The 14,083-nt window shown below is 70.2% G+C and carries 17 protein-coding genes; 11 read left to right on the top strand and 6 right to left on the bottom strand.

Features of this window, described 5'->3' with window-relative positions; all coding sequences use genetic code 11:
* Positions 1–13: 13 nt before the first annotated feature.
* Positions 14–2,071, bottom strand: a complete 2,058-nt coding sequence (locus AB8M46_RS03480; RefSeq protein WP_394359525.1) for an ATP-dependent DNA helicase — start codon at positions 2,069–2,071, stop codon at positions 14–16.
* Between the two features lie 125 nt (positions 2,072–2,196).
* The gene (locus AB8M46_RS03475; RefSeq protein WP_125734461.1) at positions 2,197–2,787 is read right to left on the bottom strand and encodes a biotin transporter BioY; all 591 of its coding nucleotides are present in this window, start codon (positions 2,785–2,787) and stop codon (positions 2,197–2,199) included.
* A gap of 143 nt (positions 2,788–2,930) precedes the next feature.
* Between AB8M46_RS03475 and AB8M46_RS03470 the strand changes: the two genes are divergently transcribed.
* Positions 2,931–3,596: a hypothetical protein gene (locus tag AB8M46_RS03470; protein WP_037341511.1), complete on the top strand. Its 666-nt coding sequence runs from the start codon at positions 2,931–2,933 to the stop codon at positions 3,594–3,596.
* 69 nt (positions 3,597–3,665) lie between these two features.
* Here the strand turns inward: AB8M46_RS03470 and AB8M46_RS03465 are convergent, their stop codons facing one another.
* The 3 genes from AB8M46_RS03465 to AB8M46_RS03455 are packed head-to-tail and all read right to left on the bottom strand — an operon-like array spanning position 3,666 to position 6,215.
* Entirely contained in the window at positions 3,666–4,319 is a 654-nt protein-coding gene (locus AB8M46_RS03465; RefSeq protein ID WP_125734462.1) for a bifunctional 4-hydroxy-2-oxoglutarate aldolase/2-dehydro-3-deoxy-phosphogluconate aldolase, read from the bottom strand.
* Positions 4,316–4,891: an isochorismatase family protein gene (locus AB8M46_RS03460; RefSeq protein WP_016336791.1), complete on the bottom strand. Its 576-nt coding sequence runs from the start codon at positions 4,889–4,891 to the stop codon at positions 4,316–4,318. Before AB8M46_RS03460 ends, AB8M46_RS03465 begins: the two co-directional genes overlap by 4 nt.
* A 19-nt stretch (positions 4,892–4,910) precedes the next feature.
* On the bottom strand, positions 4,911–6,215 hold the full coding sequence (locus tag AB8M46_RS03455; RefSeq protein ID WP_037341518.1) for a nicotinate phosphoribosyltransferase: 1,305 nt from the start codon (positions 6,213–6,215) through the stop codon (positions 4,911–4,913).
* A gap of 74 nt (positions 6,216–6,289) precedes the next feature.
* Here AB8M46_RS03455 and clpS point away from each other — a divergent pair, with 74 nt between their 5' ends.
* From clpS to AB8M46_RS03420, 7 genes are all read left to right on the top strand, one after another.
* Positions 6,290–6,589 (top strand): ATP-dependent Clp protease adapter ClpS, encoded by a 300-nt coding sequence (clpS, locus tag AB8M46_RS03450; RefSeq protein WP_005165655.1) that lies wholly within the window; start codon positions 6,290–6,292, stop codon positions 6,587–6,589.
* Positions 6,586–7,143 (top strand): DUF2017 domain-containing protein, encoded by a 558-nt coding sequence (locus AB8M46_RS03445; protein WP_007028265.1) that lies wholly within the window; start codon positions 6,586–6,588, stop codon positions 7,141–7,143. Before clpS ends, AB8M46_RS03445 begins: the two co-directional genes overlap by 4 nt.
* Positions 7,140–8,132 (top strand): P1 family peptidase, encoded by a 993-nt coding sequence (locus tag AB8M46_RS03440; RefSeq protein ID WP_037341520.1) that lies wholly within the window; start codon positions 7,140–7,142, stop codon positions 8,130–8,132. Before AB8M46_RS03445 ends, AB8M46_RS03440 begins: the two co-directional genes overlap by 4 nt.
* A 120-nt stretch (positions 8,133–8,252) precedes the next feature.
* On the top strand, positions 8,253–8,669 hold the full coding sequence (locus tag AB8M46_RS03435) for a Mov34/MPN/PAD-1 family protein (RefSeq protein WP_016336788.1): 417 nt from the start codon (positions 8,253–8,255) through the stop codon (positions 8,667–8,669).
* Positions 8,670–8,744: 75 nt separating this feature from the next.
* Positions 8,745–9,017 (top strand): MoaD/ThiS family protein, encoded by a 273-nt coding sequence (locus AB8M46_RS03430; protein ID WP_005165659.1) that lies wholly within the window; start codon positions 8,745–8,747, stop codon positions 9,015–9,017.
* Positions 9,018–9,020: 3 nt separating this feature from the next.
* A complete protein-coding gene (locus AB8M46_RS03425) occupies positions 9,021–9,971 on the top strand; it encodes a PLP-dependent cysteine synthase family protein (protein ID WP_037341526.1) in 951 nt (316 codons plus the stop codon).
* A gap of 197 nt (positions 9,972–10,168) precedes the next feature.
* Positions 10,169–10,882 carry an aspartate/glutamate racemase family protein gene (locus AB8M46_RS03420; RefSeq protein WP_394359524.1) on the top strand — a complete coding sequence of 238 codons (714 nt, stop codon included), beginning with the start codon at positions 10,169–10,171 and terminating at the stop codon, positions 10,880–10,882.
* Here AB8M46_RS03420 and AB8M46_RS03415 read toward each other — a convergent pair.
* Complete coding sequence (locus AB8M46_RS03415) at positions 10,843–11,715, bottom strand: arylamine N-acetyltransferase (RefSeq protein ID WP_125734465.1); 873 nt, start codon at positions 11,713–11,715, stop codon at positions 10,843–10,845. The genes AB8M46_RS03420 and AB8M46_RS03415 overlap by 40 nt on opposite strands.
* Positions 11,716–11,797: 82 nt before the next feature.
* Between AB8M46_RS03415 and AB8M46_RS03410 the strand changes: the two genes are divergently transcribed.
* The 3 genes from AB8M46_RS03410 to AB8M46_RS03400 are packed head-to-tail and all read left to right on the top strand — an operon-like array spanning position 11,798 to position 14,066.
* On the top strand, positions 11,798–12,466 hold the full coding sequence (locus AB8M46_RS03410; RefSeq protein ID WP_037342520.1) for a rhomboid family intramembrane serine protease: 669 nt from the start codon (positions 11,798–11,800) through the stop codon (positions 12,464–12,466).
* Entirely contained in the window at positions 12,463–13,269 is an 807-nt protein-coding gene (murI, locus tag AB8M46_RS03405) for a glutamate racemase (RefSeq protein ID WP_007028257.1), read from the top strand. Before AB8M46_RS03410 ends, murI begins: the two co-directional genes overlap by 4 nt.
* A 29-nt stretch (positions 13,270–13,298) precedes the next feature.
* On the top strand, positions 13,299–14,066 hold the full coding sequence (locus tag AB8M46_RS03400) for an MBL fold metallo-hydrolase (RefSeq protein WP_394359523.1): 768 nt from the start codon (positions 13,299–13,301) through the stop codon (positions 14,064–14,066).
* Positions 14,067–14,083 lie beyond the last annotated feature (17 nt).

The following is a 14,083-nucleotide window of genomic DNA, read 5'->3' as shown; positions in this document are numbered from 1 at the left end:
TGTTCCAGGCCACTCAGGCCGGGGCGGCCGCGTCGAGGCGGCGCAGCGCGTCGCGGGCGACCTTCGGGTCCATGGTCGGCCAGAACGGCGGCAGCGAGGCACGCAGGAATCCGCTGTAGCGGGCGGTGGCCAGCCGCGAATCCAGGATCGCCACCACCCCGCGATCGGTCACCGAACGGTGCAGCCGTCCGGTGCCCTGCGCGAGCAGCAGCGCGGCATGCGTGGCCGCGACGGTGAGGAATCCGTTGCCGCCCCTGGCTTCCACGGCCCGCTGCCGTGCCGACGAGACCGGATCGTCCGGGCGGGGGAACGGGATCCTGTCGACCACGACGAGCTGGAGCGACGGGCCGGGCACGTCGACGCCCTGCCACAGCGACAGCGTGCCGAACAGGCAGGTGCGTGCGTCCTCGGAGAACTTCTGCACCAGCAGGCCGGTGGCGTCGTCGCCCTGGCAGAGGATCGGCAGGTCGAGCCGCTCCCGCATCTCCTCGGTGGCCTGCTTCGCCGCGCGCATCGAGGAGAACAGGCCGAGCGTGCGCCCGCCCGCGGCCTCGATCAGCTCGGCCAGCTCGTCCATGGTCGAGGGCTGCAACCCGTCCCTGCCCGGCGGTGGCAGGTGTTTGGCCAGGTAGAGGATGCCGTTGCGTTTGTGGTCGAACGGCGAACCGACGTCGAGGCCGGTCCACTTCGGGCCGTCGGCGTCATCGCTGTCGGCGGGCGCGGCCTTGTCCGTCGCCGCGCCGGGTGCCTTCTCGACCCTGGCCCCGCCGGGCGGGAGACCCCACTGCCGGGCCATCGTGTCGAACGTGCCGCCCAACGTCAGTGTCGCCGAGGTGAGGATGGTGGTGTGCTGGTTGAAGACGCGCTCCCGCAGCAGGCCGGCGACACCGAGCGGAGCGACCTTCAGCGCGGGCGGACGCGGGTTCGTGGAGAAGCGGTCCCCGGTCAGCCAGACGACGTCACGCTGATGCGCCTTGTCGTCGTCGAAGGCTTCGAGCAGCCGGACGGCGGTGTCGTGGACCTCTTCGAGCAGTGAACGCGCCAGTTTGCGGGCCGTGGCCTCGTCGACGTCCTCCTTGCGGTCCTTGCCGAGCGAGGTGAGGCAACGGTGCGCGGCGTCGCGGACCGCGGGGATCGCGCCGGTGAGGGCCTGGGGCAGCGAGTCCATGCGGCCCGGGGGCAGGTCGTCGAGGATGAGGGCCAGCCCGTCGCTCGCCTCCAGCAGCTGATCGGCCACCTCGTCGTCGACCAGTTTCCCGCAGCGCCGGGCGGCGGCGGAGACCATGCCGCTGGTCAGCTCGCCGGTCGCCACGGAGGTCACGCGGTCCACCAGGTCGTGCGCCTCGTCGATGATCACCAGATCGTGCTCGGGCAGCACCTGATAACCCTGCAGCGCGTCGATCGCCAGCAGGGCGTGGTTGGTGATCACGACGTCGGCTTTGCCCGCCTCGGCGCGGGACCGCTCGGCGAAGCAGTCCGTGCCGATGGGACAGCGTGAAGCGCCCAGGCATTCCTTGGCGGTGACGGACACCTGGCGCCACGCCTGGTCCGAAACGCCGGGGACCAGCTCGTCGCGATCACCGGTTTCGGTGTCGGACGACCACTCCCGCAGCCGGGTGACCTCCTTGCCGAGCCGGGAGACGGCGAACGGGTCGAACAGTTGCTGGTCTTCCGGCTCGTCCGGGGCGCCGGAATCGAGCCGGTGGAGACAGAGGTAGTTACGGCGGCCCTTGAGGATCGCGAAGGTGGGCTCGCGGCCGAGGGGCTTCTTGAGCGCCTTCGCCAACCGGGGGAGATCCCTGTCGACGAGCTGGCGCTGCAGCGCGATGGTGGCCGTGGAGACCACGACCGTGGCCTCCTTCTCGACCGCGTGCCGGATCGCGGGGACGAGATAGGCCAACGACTTCCCGGTGCCTGTGCCCGCCTGGACGGCCAGATGCTCGCCGGTGCGGATGGCGCGGCCGACGGCGTCCGCCATCTTGACCTGGCCCTCGCGCTCGGCACCGCCCACGGACTCGACCGCGTGGGTCAGGAGTTCGAGGACACCGGGGAAATCAGCACGGGAGGGCACGGGACAAGACGATAGCCGGGGGCACCGTCAAGATCGTCCGCCCCGTGCGATGAAAGGTCCCTTCCTTGCGAAATTTGCGAGGAAGGGACCTTTCATTGCAGCTCGTGGAGCGGTGAAAGGACCGGTCACGACTCCTTGCTGAAGCGCGAGACCAGCGCCCAGGTGCCCGGAAGCAGCGCCGCCGCGACGGCGATCTTCAGCGCGTCTCCGATCAGGAACGGCACGACACCCTTGTCGAGCGCGGTCGACAGACCCATGCCGGTCGACGCCATCAGCCACGGCACACCGACCGAGTAGATGGCGAGGTTGCCGAGCACCATCGTCCCCGCCGTGCGCAGCGGCGTGCGGTCACCGCCGCGGCCGGCGAGCGCGCCCACCAGGGCGCCCGCGAGCACGAAGCCGACGATGTAGCCGGCGCTGGCGCCGAACAGACCCGAAGAACCGTTCTGGAACCAGCCGAACCCGGCCGCGCCGACGGCGAGGTACAGCGCCATCGACAGCGCGCCGCGCTTCCAGCCGAGCGCGGCGCCGACCAGCAGGGCGGCGAACGTCTGGCCGGTCATCGGCACCGGCGAGCCGGGGACCGGGATCAGGATCTGCGCGGCCACACCGGTCAGGGCGGCACCACCGGCGACCAGGACCGCGTCACGGACCAGTGCGCCGGGAACGAGGTCGGCGAGAACCGGGCGGGTGCCGGTCACGGACAGCGAAGACACTCAGACCTCCTATGAGTACACGAATGTGAACCGAGGTTAACGTCAGATGGCGGGGCGCGGACCGAATGTCGGGCACCTCACGATCCACTCGACCGGGTGGCATGACCCTGCACGGGACAGGCGGTTGGTGAAGGCTGCCGGATATGAGGAAACCCGTTTCGAGGCTGTTGTCGGTGACGATGCTGACCGGGGCGCTGGTGACGGGGGGACCGGCGATCGCGTCGGCCGGACCCGCGCCCGCGACGGCGGCCGCGTCGGTCGGTTCGCTCGACGTGGAGATCGGCGACCAGCACGTGGTCACCGGCGAGCTGGCGCCGTGCGACGTCGACGGCCCCTTGAACGCGAAGACCCAGGGCGGATCCACCGGCGACTTCGCCCGGTTCGGCGGCGGTGAGTCGCGCTGTGGCCGCAACGGCGCCGCGGCGATCGGCGAGGCGGCCGGGCGGCGCTTCGAGACCACCCTGCTCAAGCGGTTCGGCGGCCCGGTGATCAAGGTCCGCACGTTCCTGGCGAAATGCAGTACCACCGAGGACGGCAGCCTCGGCTACATCGAGTTCGGCGACGTCAGCGGGTTCACGCTGCCGGAGAACATCCCGCAGAACTACCGGCTGACCATCTCCGGCGGCAAGGGCGGGACGGCGCTGGCGTCGCTCACGGTCAACGAGACCGTCACGCCGACGCCGCCCGACGGCAGCCTCGTGACGCACATGCTGCACATCAAGCTGTTCCCGCAGGGCGGCGGACCGGCGAAGGGCGACATCTACCTCGGGACCGCGCGCTGCGACCCGTACGGCAAGAAGAAGCCCTGACACCCCGCATTTCGTCCTCTGGATGCGATCCTTGCACACGCAACTACCGCATCCAGAGGACGAAATGCGTCAGGTGCGCGAGACGTACTTCGCGGCCGCGGCGACGAACTCACTCGCCCGGGTGGCGAGATCGGTCAGCGAGCCACTCGAGGTGAGCGCGTCGCCGATCAGCGGCGTGGCGGCCGCGACGGCGATCGAACCCGACTCGAGGTACTTCGCGACTTCGGCCAGGTGGACGCCGCCCGTCGGGACGAGCGGGATGTCCGGCATCGGCGCCCGGATCGCCCGCAGGTAGGCGATCCCGCCGACGGCCGCGATCGGGAACACCTTCACCGCCGCCGCGCCGAGACGCCACGCCTGGTCGATCTCGGTCGGGGTCAGCGCTCCGCAGATCACCGGCAGCCCGCGTTCGTGTGCGCGCTCCATGACCAGCGGGTTCACCGTGGGCGTGACCAGGAACATCGCGCCCGCGTCCGCCGCTTTGTCCACATCGGACACTTCGCGCACGCTCCCGGCGCCGACGTACGCGTCGTCGCCGAGCTTCTTCCGGATGGTCGCGATGGCGTCCGTGGCGCCCGGCGTGGTCAACGCCGCTTCGAGTACCCGCACGCCCGCCGCGTGCAGCACCGTCGCGGCGTCGGCGAACCGGCTCGCGTCCGCGGCCCGCAGGATCGCGACGAGCCGGTTTTCGATCAAGGTGTCCTGAAGGTCGTGCTGGATCATGCGGCGGGGACCGGCGCCTTCCCGGTGTAGGTCACGCCCGCCTCGTCGAAGTCCTTGAGCGCGGCGTCGACCGTCGGCTGCGAACCGCCGACCGTGAGGTCGAGCAGCACCCGCACGGTGAAGCCCGCCTTCGCCGCGTCGAGCGCCGTCGCGCGGACGCAGAAGTCGGTTGCGATGCCGACGACGTCGACCTCGGTGACGTCGTGCTCCTTCAGCCACGCGTCGAGCGTCTTGCCGTCGCGCGCGTTGCCTTCGAAACCGGAGTACGCGGCGGTGTACTCGCCCTTGGAGAAGACCTCGCTGATCGGGACCACGTCGAGCGCGGGGTGGAACGACGCGCCGGAGGTGCCCGCGACGCAGTGCCGCGGCCAGCTGTCCTTGAAGTCCGGCGTCTCGCTGAAGTGGTCGCCCGGGTCGATGTGGTAGTCGCGAGTGGCGACGACGTGCGCGTAGCCACCCTCCGCGGCCTGCTTGGAGATCGCTTCGGCGGCGGCGGCGCCACCGGGCAGGCCGAGCGACCCGCCCTCGCAGAAGTCGTTCTGCACATCGACCACGATCAAGGCGGTCCCCATGTGTTGCTCCTGAGTCTCTTTAGACGAATACGGTCGGGATGGCGGGCTCCCCGTGCGAGAGCTTGAGGCCTTCCCACGGAAGGCTCACCAGCGCCCGCCGAAGCCGCTGGCGCGCGTCGTCCAGCGTGGGCAAATCATCCACCGTCCGGCCGCCCCGGACCAGCGGAATCTGCAATTCGTGGTCGTTCGGTCCCCGTTCCGGGACCGGCGAGGCGGCCGTCCAGATCACCTCTTCGACGGCGGTGCCGGTCTCTCGGTGCCGTCGCAGCGCGGATTTCCGCCCACCGCGGGATTCCTTGTGCGCGCTGCGCTTCGCGACCGGTTTGCCGTCGACCTCGACGAGCTTGTAGACCATCCCCGCGGTCGGCGCGCCGGAGCCGGTGACGACCGAGGTCCCGACGCCGTACGCGTCCACGGGTTCCGCCCGCAGTGCCGCGATCGCGTGTTCGTCGAGGTCGCCCGACACCACGATGCGGGTGTCCTTGGCGCCGAGGGCGTCCAGCTGCTCGCGGGCCTTGCGCGCCAGCGGGCCCACGTCGCCGGAGTCGATGCGGATAGCGCCGAGCTCGGTGCCCGCCACCCGGACGGCCGTTTCGATGCCCTTGGTGATGTCGTAGGTGTCCACCAGAAGGGTGGTGTCGGCGCCCATCTTGTCCACCTGCGCGCGGAACGCCTGCTCCTCGCTGTCGTGCAGCAACATGAACGCGTGCGCGACGGTGCCCCGCGTCGGGATGCCGTAGCGGCGCCCGGCTTCGAGGTTGGAGGTCGTGGCGAACCCGGCGAGATACGCGGCCCGCGCGGCGGCGACGGCGGCGTACTCGTGCGTGCGGCGGCCGCCCATCTCGATGATCGGCCTGCCGTGCGCGGCGCCAGACATCCGCGCCGCCGCGGACGCGATCGCGCTGTCGTGGTTGAGGATCGAGAGGATCAGCGTCTCCAGCACGACGGCCTCGCCGAAGGAACCGGTGACGGTCATGATCGGGGAGCCGGGAAAGTACAGCTCGCCCTCGGGGTAACCGTGGACGTCCCCCGAAAAGGAGTAGTCCGCGAGCCACGAAAGTGTGGCGTCGTCCACCACGGCCGTCGCTTCCAGCTGGCTCAGCTCGGCGTCGGTGAACCGGAAGTCCGCGATCGCGTCGAGGACCCGGCCGGTGCCCGCGACGACGCCGTAGCGGCGGCCGTCGGGCAGACGACGTGCGAAGACCTCGAAGACGCAAGGCCGGTCCGCCGTCCCGTCGGACAGGGCGCTGGCCAGCATGGTCAGCTCGTAGTGGTCGGTGAGCAGCGCGGTGCTGGCGCCAGTGGCCGCCTCGGGGAAACCCATGGCACCAGCCTATTCACCCACATGGCCGGACCTGCCAGCCCGTACCGGATCGGGCCCGTGACACCATGGAGTGCATGTCCACGCCTGTCGCATCCGAGCAGACGCAGGTTGATCCACAGGGAGTAGAAGTCGTCTCTGAGGACAAACCCTGGCGGACGGTCGTCTGGAACGATCCGGTGAACCTCATGTCGTACGTGACGTACGTGTTCCAGAAGCTGTTCGGTTACAGCCGGGACCACGCGACGAAGCTGATGCTCGACGTGCACCAGAAGGGCAAGGCGATCGTGTCCTCCGGTTCCAAGGAGAAGGTGGAGACCGACGTCGCGAAACTCCACGCGGCCGGCCTCTGGGCGACCATGGAGCAGCCTTCATGAACGGATGGCGCCGCAAGGGCGAGACCATCGTCGCCGGGTTCGAGCAGCAGGAGGCCGCGGTGCTGCGCGGTCTGGTCAGCCAGCTGGAGGACATGCTCACCGCGCGCGCCGAGGAGGCGCCGCAGGACGAGCTCGCCGAGCTGACCGGGATCCGCACCGGCCCCACCGAATCGCCGGACGACCCGGTGCTTTCGCGGCTGCTGCCGGACTTTCACAAGCTCGACCCGGACAACCCGACCCGCGAGGACATCGACTCGGCCGCCGCGATGCGGTCGATCCACGAGCCCGAGCTGCTGGACAAGAAGGTCGGCGTCGCGAAGATCGTGCTGGACACCCTGCCGCGTGACGGCGGGAACGTGCGGCTGACCTTCGAGCAGGCCGACGCGTGGCTGGGTGCGCTCAACGACGTCCGGCTGGCGCTGGGCACCGCGCTCGACGTCACCGAGGACATGCCCGACGAACTGCCCGAGGACGATCCGCGCGCGCCGCATCTCGGCGTCTACCACTGGCTGACCTGGGTGCAGGAGACCCTCATCCAGTCGCTGACGTCATGATCACCGACGTCCCCGGCGTGCTGGTCGGGCACCACGAGCGGGTCGGCGACGGCTGGGCGACCGGGACGACGGTCGTGCTGGTGCCCGGTGGCGCCGTCGGGGCCGTCGACCAGCGCGGCGGCGCGCCCGGCACGCGCGAGACCAACCTGCTGGAGCCGGAGAACCTGGTCCAGCACGTGAACGCGATCTGCCTGTCCGGCGGGAGCGCGTACGGACTGGCCGCCGCGGACGGCGTCATGCGGTGGCTCGCCGAGCGGAACCAGGGCATCCCGGTGGGGACCCAGCCGCACGAAGTGGTGCCCATCGTTCCCGCCGCGGTGTTGTTCGACCTGCCGCGCGGCGACTGGGGCAACCGTCCGGACGCTTCCTTCGGCTACGCGGCGTGCCAAGCGGCCAAGGACGGCCCGGTGCCGTCGGGGACCGTCGGTGCGGGCGCCGGGGCGAAGGCGGGATCACTCAAAGGTGGGATCGGGACGGCCTCGGAGAAGGTCGGCGAGTTCACCGTCGGCGTCGTCGCCGCCGTGAACGCCGCCGGCGAGGCCGTCGATCTCTCGACCGGCCGCGCCTACGCGGCGGATCACGAGGTCGACGGCGAGTTCGGCGTCCGCTGGCCCGACCGGCCCGGCGACGTCGAGGCGAAGGCCGCGGGGCTCAACACGACCATCGGCGTGGTCGCCGTCGACGCGGCACTGTCCAAGGCGGAGGCGCGACGGCTCGCGGTGGCCGCTCAGGACGGCCTCGCCAGGGCGGTGCGGCCCGCGCACACGATGTTCGACGGCGACACGGTGTTCGCGCTGGCGACCGGCGACCGGGAGCTTCCCGGGGGCGCGGGCCCCGTCGCGGCGGCGCGGCGCGCGCTGGTGCTGGACAAGCTGTGCTCGGCGGCCGCGCGGGTGTTCGGGCGGGCGATGGTGCACGGTGTGCTGTCCGCCACTTCGGCGGGGGACATGCGGGCGTACCGGGACGTCTGGCCCGAAGCGCTCACCTGACCCCGCGTTTCGTCCTCTGAATGCGGTCCTTGCGTGGGCGACTACCGCATTCAGAGGACGAAACGCGGGGGTGAGTGGCGGCAATCTCAGAGTATGGACCGGCTCTGTCCAGCACCTAAGATGGGCGACGTGCTCCGGATCCGCCGTGAACTCGTCGACGAGATCGTCGCCCATGCCCGTCGTGACCATCCCGATGAGGCGTGCGGGGTGATCGCCGGTCCCGAGGGATCGGACAGCCCCGAGCGGTACATCCCGATGCTGAACGCGGCGCGCTCGCCCACGTTCTACGAATTCGACTCGGGTGATCTGCTGAAGCTCTACCGCGAGATGGACGCCAACGACGAGGTGCCGGTGGTCATCTACCACTCGCACACCGCGACCGACGCCTATCCGTCCCGCACCGATGTCTCGTACGCCTCGGAACCCGACGCGCACTACGTGCTCGTTTCCACCAAGGACCCCGATTCGCATCAGTTCCGGTCGTACCGGATCGTGGACGGGGAGATCACCGAGGAGCCCGTCGAGATCATCGGCTGAACCCGCCCCGTCCGGGAATAACCCGGACCGGCCCGAACGTCTGCGTTGCAGAGAACCCACCGGAGGTAGAAAACCATGGCCGTGACCGTGTCCATCCCGACCATCCTGCGTACGCACACCGGCGGCGAGAAGTCCGTCGAGGCGACCGGCAAGACCGTGCTCGAGGTGATCGACGACATCGAGTCCCGCCACGGCGGCCTCAAGGCCCGCCTGGTCAAGGAAGAGAAGCTGCACCGCTTCGTCAACGTCTACGTCAACGACGAGGACGTCCGCTTCTCCGGTGGTCTCGAGGCCGAGGTCAAGGACGGCGACACCCTGACCATCCTGCCCGCCGTGGCCGGTGGCTGATCGATGGCTCGCTTCGAGTCGCTGCTCGACGCGCTCGGCGGCACCCCGCTGGTCGGCCTTCCCCGGCTTTCGCCCACCCACGACGTGCGGTTGTGGGCGAAGCTGGAGGATCGCAACCCGACCGGTTCGATCAAGGATCGCCCCGCGCTGGCGATGATCGAGGCCGCCGAGCGTGAAGGCACGCTCCGGCGCGGCTCCACGATCCTGGAGCCGACGTCGGGCAACACCGGGATCGCGCTCGCCATGGCCGCGAAGCTCAAGGGCTACGGCCTGGTGTGCGTGATGCCGGAGAACACCTCGACCGAGCGCAAGCAGCTGCTGCAGGCGTACGGCGCGCGGATCGTCTTCTCCCCGGCCGCCGGCGGGTCCAACGAGGCCGTGCGCCGGGCGAAGGAGCTCGCCGAGGCCAACCCGGACTGGGTCATGCTCTACCAGTACGGCAACCCGGCCAACGCCGACGCGCACTATCGCGGCACCGGGCCCGAACTGCTCAAGGACCTGCCGACGCTGACGCATTTCGTCGGCGGCCTCGGCACCACCGGCACGCTGGTCGGCGTCGGGCGCTACCTGCACGAGGCGAAGCCGGACGTGCAGATCATCGCGGCCGAGCCGCGCTACGGCGAGCTGGTCTACGGCCTGCGGAACCTCGACGAGGGTTTCGTGCCGGAGCTCTACGACGCCAGCGTGCTCAACGGCCGGTACTCCGTCGGCGCGTACGACGCGCTTCGCCGGACGCGTGAGCTGCTGGAGCACGAAGGCATCTTCGCGGGGATCTCGACCGGTGCCGTACTGCACGCCGCGCTGGCCGTCGCCGAGAAGGCCGCCGCCGCGGGGAAGCCCGCCGACGTGGCCTTCGTGGTCGCCGACGCGGGGTGGAAGTACCTCTCGACGGGCGCGTACTCCGGCTCGCTCGACGAAGCGGCCCAAAGGCTCGACGGGCAGCTCTGGGCCTGACCCCCTCTGCGCGCGCTATGAAAGGTCCTTTCCTTGCAAAATTTGCAAGGAAAGGACCTTTCATAGCGTTCGGGGGCAGGGCCAGCCGGGTGTCATGAAAGGGTCGTTCAGGACGGAAAACGTCCTGAACGACCCTTTCATGACATTTGGGGAGTGCCTCCAAACCGAGGCGGTCCGGCGCTGGCACGATGGCGGGCATGAAGGTCATCGGGTTGCTGGGCGGGATGAGCTGGGAATCGTCGGCCGAGTACTACCGGCTGGTGAACGAGCGCGTCCGTGAGCTGCGCGGCGGGTACCACTCCGCGCGCACCGTGCTGTACTCCGTGGACTTCGCCGAGATCGAAGCGATGCAGGCCGAGGGCCGCTGGGACGACGCCGGACGGGAACTGAACCGCGCCGCACGCGCTCTCGAAGCCGCCGGAGCGGATTTCGTCGTCCTCTGCACCAACACCATGCACAAGGTCGCCGACCGGCTCACCGACGGTCTGGACGCCCCGCTCCTGCATCTCGCCGACACGACGGCCGTCGCCATCAAGGCCGCGGGCATCAAACGCGTCGGGCTCCTGGGCACCGGTTTCACCATGGCCCAGCCGTTCTACCGCGAACGCCTCGCCGCGCACGGCCTCGACGTGCTCGTGCCGGACGAGGACGACCGCGAGACGGTGCACCGGGTCATCTACGACGATCTCGTCCACGGCGTGGTCACCGAGGAGTCCCGCGAGCGGTACCGGGAGGTCATCGCGAGACTCGTCGAGGCAGGCGCGGAAGGCGTTATCTACGGCTGCACCGAGATCGAACTGCTCGTCGGCCCGGAAGACAGCACGGTGCCCACCTTCCCCACGACGAGGCTGCACGCCGAAGCGGCCGTGGACTACGCGCTGGGCAAGGCCTCACTCCCTCCCGCGGTGTGACGTTCGTGCTGGGCGACGGCCTGCCGCCACAGCCTGTCCTGTTCTTCACCGGTGAATCCGCCGCGAGGTACGCCGAAGACGTCCTCGATGGCCGTCCACCACTCGGCCGGTGAGTCCAGCACGGTCTTGCCGCCCGGCAGACCGGTCAAGGTCAGCGCGCGCAGCGAGTCCACGCCGTCGGCGTCGCGCCGCTGCAGCACCAGCGTGCGGACGAATCCGGAATCCTCCGCCGTCGACAGCTCGACGTGCTTCTCGGCGAAGTCGGCCATCACGGCCGTCTCCGGGGCGAAATCCATCCCGACGAAACTGCCCTGCGGGTCGTGGTCGAGCCGCCAGCCGCCCGGCGTGACCTCCGAGGGCCGGATCCGGAACACCAGCGGGCCTTGTTTGTACTCGCCCTCACGCAGCGGGAGCGGCTCGTGGATGCCGTCTCCGAGCCCGACGTCGACCAGCCAGCCGACTTCGGGCGTCTCCGGCAGCCCGGTCACCTTCAGGGCCAGGTGGTTGAGGTGGATGCCTGCCTCCCCACCAGGCATCTGCGCTCCGCTCGGATGCCGGGTGACCTGGTAACCGAGCGCCCCCAGCAGGGCCGAGAACGCGCCGTTGAGGTGATAGCAGTAGCCGCCGCGGCCGGCGGCGATCCGGCCGAACGACACCGCCGGGTCCAGCGAGGTCACCCGGCCGAGCTGGACTTCCAGATCTTCGTACGGCACGCGCTCCACATGGGCCGCGTGCAGGCGGAAAAGGGCGTCGAGACTCGGCGGCTCGTGCTCGAGGCCGAGTCGCGCGAGGTAGGCGGGCACGTCGACGTGCTCGGAAGAAGGGAACCCCATGTGATCGACCGTAGCGGGCACCACCGACAAATCAGGGTTCTCACGGAGGCGACCCCGCCGATCCGCGTCGTAGCCTGGGGTGGTGACCACATTGCCTCCCCAGCCGGTCCCGGCGAGCGAGTCGTCCGGTACGGATCCGGCCAAACGCGTCCTGCCGCCGAACCCGAGGGCCGCCGCGATCGTGGCGCTCGCCTTCACCGCGCTGCTCTACCTGGTGGAGTTGGTCGACGTCGTGCTGCCGGCCGACCTCGATCAGAGCGGGGGCATCGTCGCCCGTGAGGTCTCCGATCTCGACGGCGTGCTCTGGGCGCCGCTGCTGCACGCGGGCTGGGGGCATCTGTTCTCCAACACCGTCCCGGTGCTGGTGTTCGCCTTTCTCGCGATGTCCGCGGGGATCGGCCGGTGGGTGCTGGTCACCGCGATCATCTGGGTGCTCTCCGGCCTCGGCGTCTGGCTGATCGCGCCGAGCGGCACGGTGACCGTCGGAGCGTCCGGCGTCGCGTTCGGCTGGCTCGCGTTCCTGCTGGTCAGGGGCATCTTCAACCGCGCCGTGGGGCAGATCCTGGTGGCCGTGGTGCTGCTGGGCATCTGGAGCGGGATGCTCTGGGGACTGCTTCCTGGTGACACGGGCATCTCCTGGCAGGGGCACCTGTTCGGCGCGCTTTCCGGGGTGTTCGCGGCCTGGTTGATGGCGCGGGCCGACAGGTCCCAGGCCAGGAAAGCGGCGGGCCCCGGTAGCCTCGCCGTGTGACCAAGCCGAGCGCCGACGCCCCGATCGGCGTCTTCGATTCCGGAGTGGGCGGGCTCACCGTCGCCAGGGCGATCCTGGAGCAGCTGCCCGGTGAGCAGCTGCGCTACGTCGGCGACACCGCCCGCAACCCGTACGGTCCGCTTCCCATCGCGACGGCACGCCAGTACGCGCTGGAAGCGCTGGACGACATCGTCGAAGGCGGGGTGAAGGCACTGGTCATCGCCTGCAACACCGCCTCGGCCGCCTGCCTTCGCGACGCGAGGGAGCGCTACGACGTCCCCGTGATCGAAGTCGTCCTCCCGGCCGCGCGCCGGGCCGTGTCCGCCACGCGTTCCGGGCGGATCGGCGTGATCGGCACCGAGGGCACCGTCCGGTCCCGCGCCTACGACGACGCCTTCAACGCCGCGCAGGACGTCGAGATCACCAGCGTCGCGTGCCCGCGGTTCGTGGACTTCGTCGAACGCGGGATCACCACCGGGCGCCAGGTGCTCGGGCTCGCGCAGGGCTATCTGGAACCACTGCTGGACGCGCAGGTCGACACGCTGGTCATGGGCTGCACGCACTACCCGTTGCTCTCCGGGGTGCTGCAGATCGTCATGGGCCAGGACGTCACGCTGGTGTCCAGCGCCGAGGAGACCGCGCGTGACCTCGTGCGCGTCCTCACCGAGGCCGATCTCCTCGCCGAGCGCGACACCCCGCCGCGGCACGAGTTCGTCGCCACCGGATCCGCCGAGCCGTTCACCAGACTCGCTCAGCGGTTCATGGGCTTCGCTCCGGGTGTGCTGGCTCCCACCAGCGCCTAAAACGCCGATTCCGTGCTTAAGGTGTCACAGTGCGTCTCACGATCCTCGGCTGCTCAGGCAGCATCCCCGGGCCCGACGCCGCCGCGTCCGGCTATCTGCTCGAGGCGGACGGGTTCGTCCTGGGGCTCGAACTCGGCAACGGGACGCTCGCCAGGCTGCAGGCCCTGCGCGACCCGTTCGACCTGGACGCGCTGATCCTTTCGCATCTCCACCCCGATCATTGCGCCGACGTCAGCGCGCTCACCGTGCTGCGCCGCTACCACCCGGCGCTGCCGTATCCGGCGAGGCCGCGACGGCTCCCGGTGTACGGGCCGTCGGACGTGCACGAGCGGCTCGCCCACGCGTACGCCGCGAACGAGGACGAGCGGGCGACCACCGATCTTTCCGACGTCTTCGCCTTCGACGCGCTGCGGTCGGAGCCGATGGAGATCGGGCCGTTCACGGTCACCGCGGTCCCCGTCGACCACCCGACCCCGGCGTTCGGCCTGCGGTTCGCGTACGGCGGCAAGACCCTCGCGTACACCGGTGACACGGGTGTCTGCGACAACCTGACCGATCTCGCCTGCGGCGTCGACGTCCTGCTGTCCGAAGCGTCGTGGACCGACTCGCCCGACCGGCCCGCCGGCGTCCATCTGTCCGGTAAGGAAGCGGGCGAGCTGGGACGCAAGGCCGGGGTGGGGCGGTTGCTGCTCACCCACGTCGCGCCCTGGACCGACCGGGACGCCGTCCTCGCCGAGGCGGCCGTCGCGTTCCCCGCGGCCGAGCTGGTCGAGCAGGGCGCCGTCTACGACCTCTGACGCGGGGTTCTAGAGTG

This window comes from Amycolatopsis sp. SB7-3 (assembly GCF_041021335.1).
Taxonomy (GTDB): Bacteria; Actinomycetota; Actinomycetes; order Mycobacteriales; family Pseudonocardiaceae; genus Amycolatopsis; species Amycolatopsis japonica.
The sequence above is the reverse complement of the archived record's forward strand: the minus strand, read 5'-3'. Positions and strand labels throughout refer to the sequence as shown.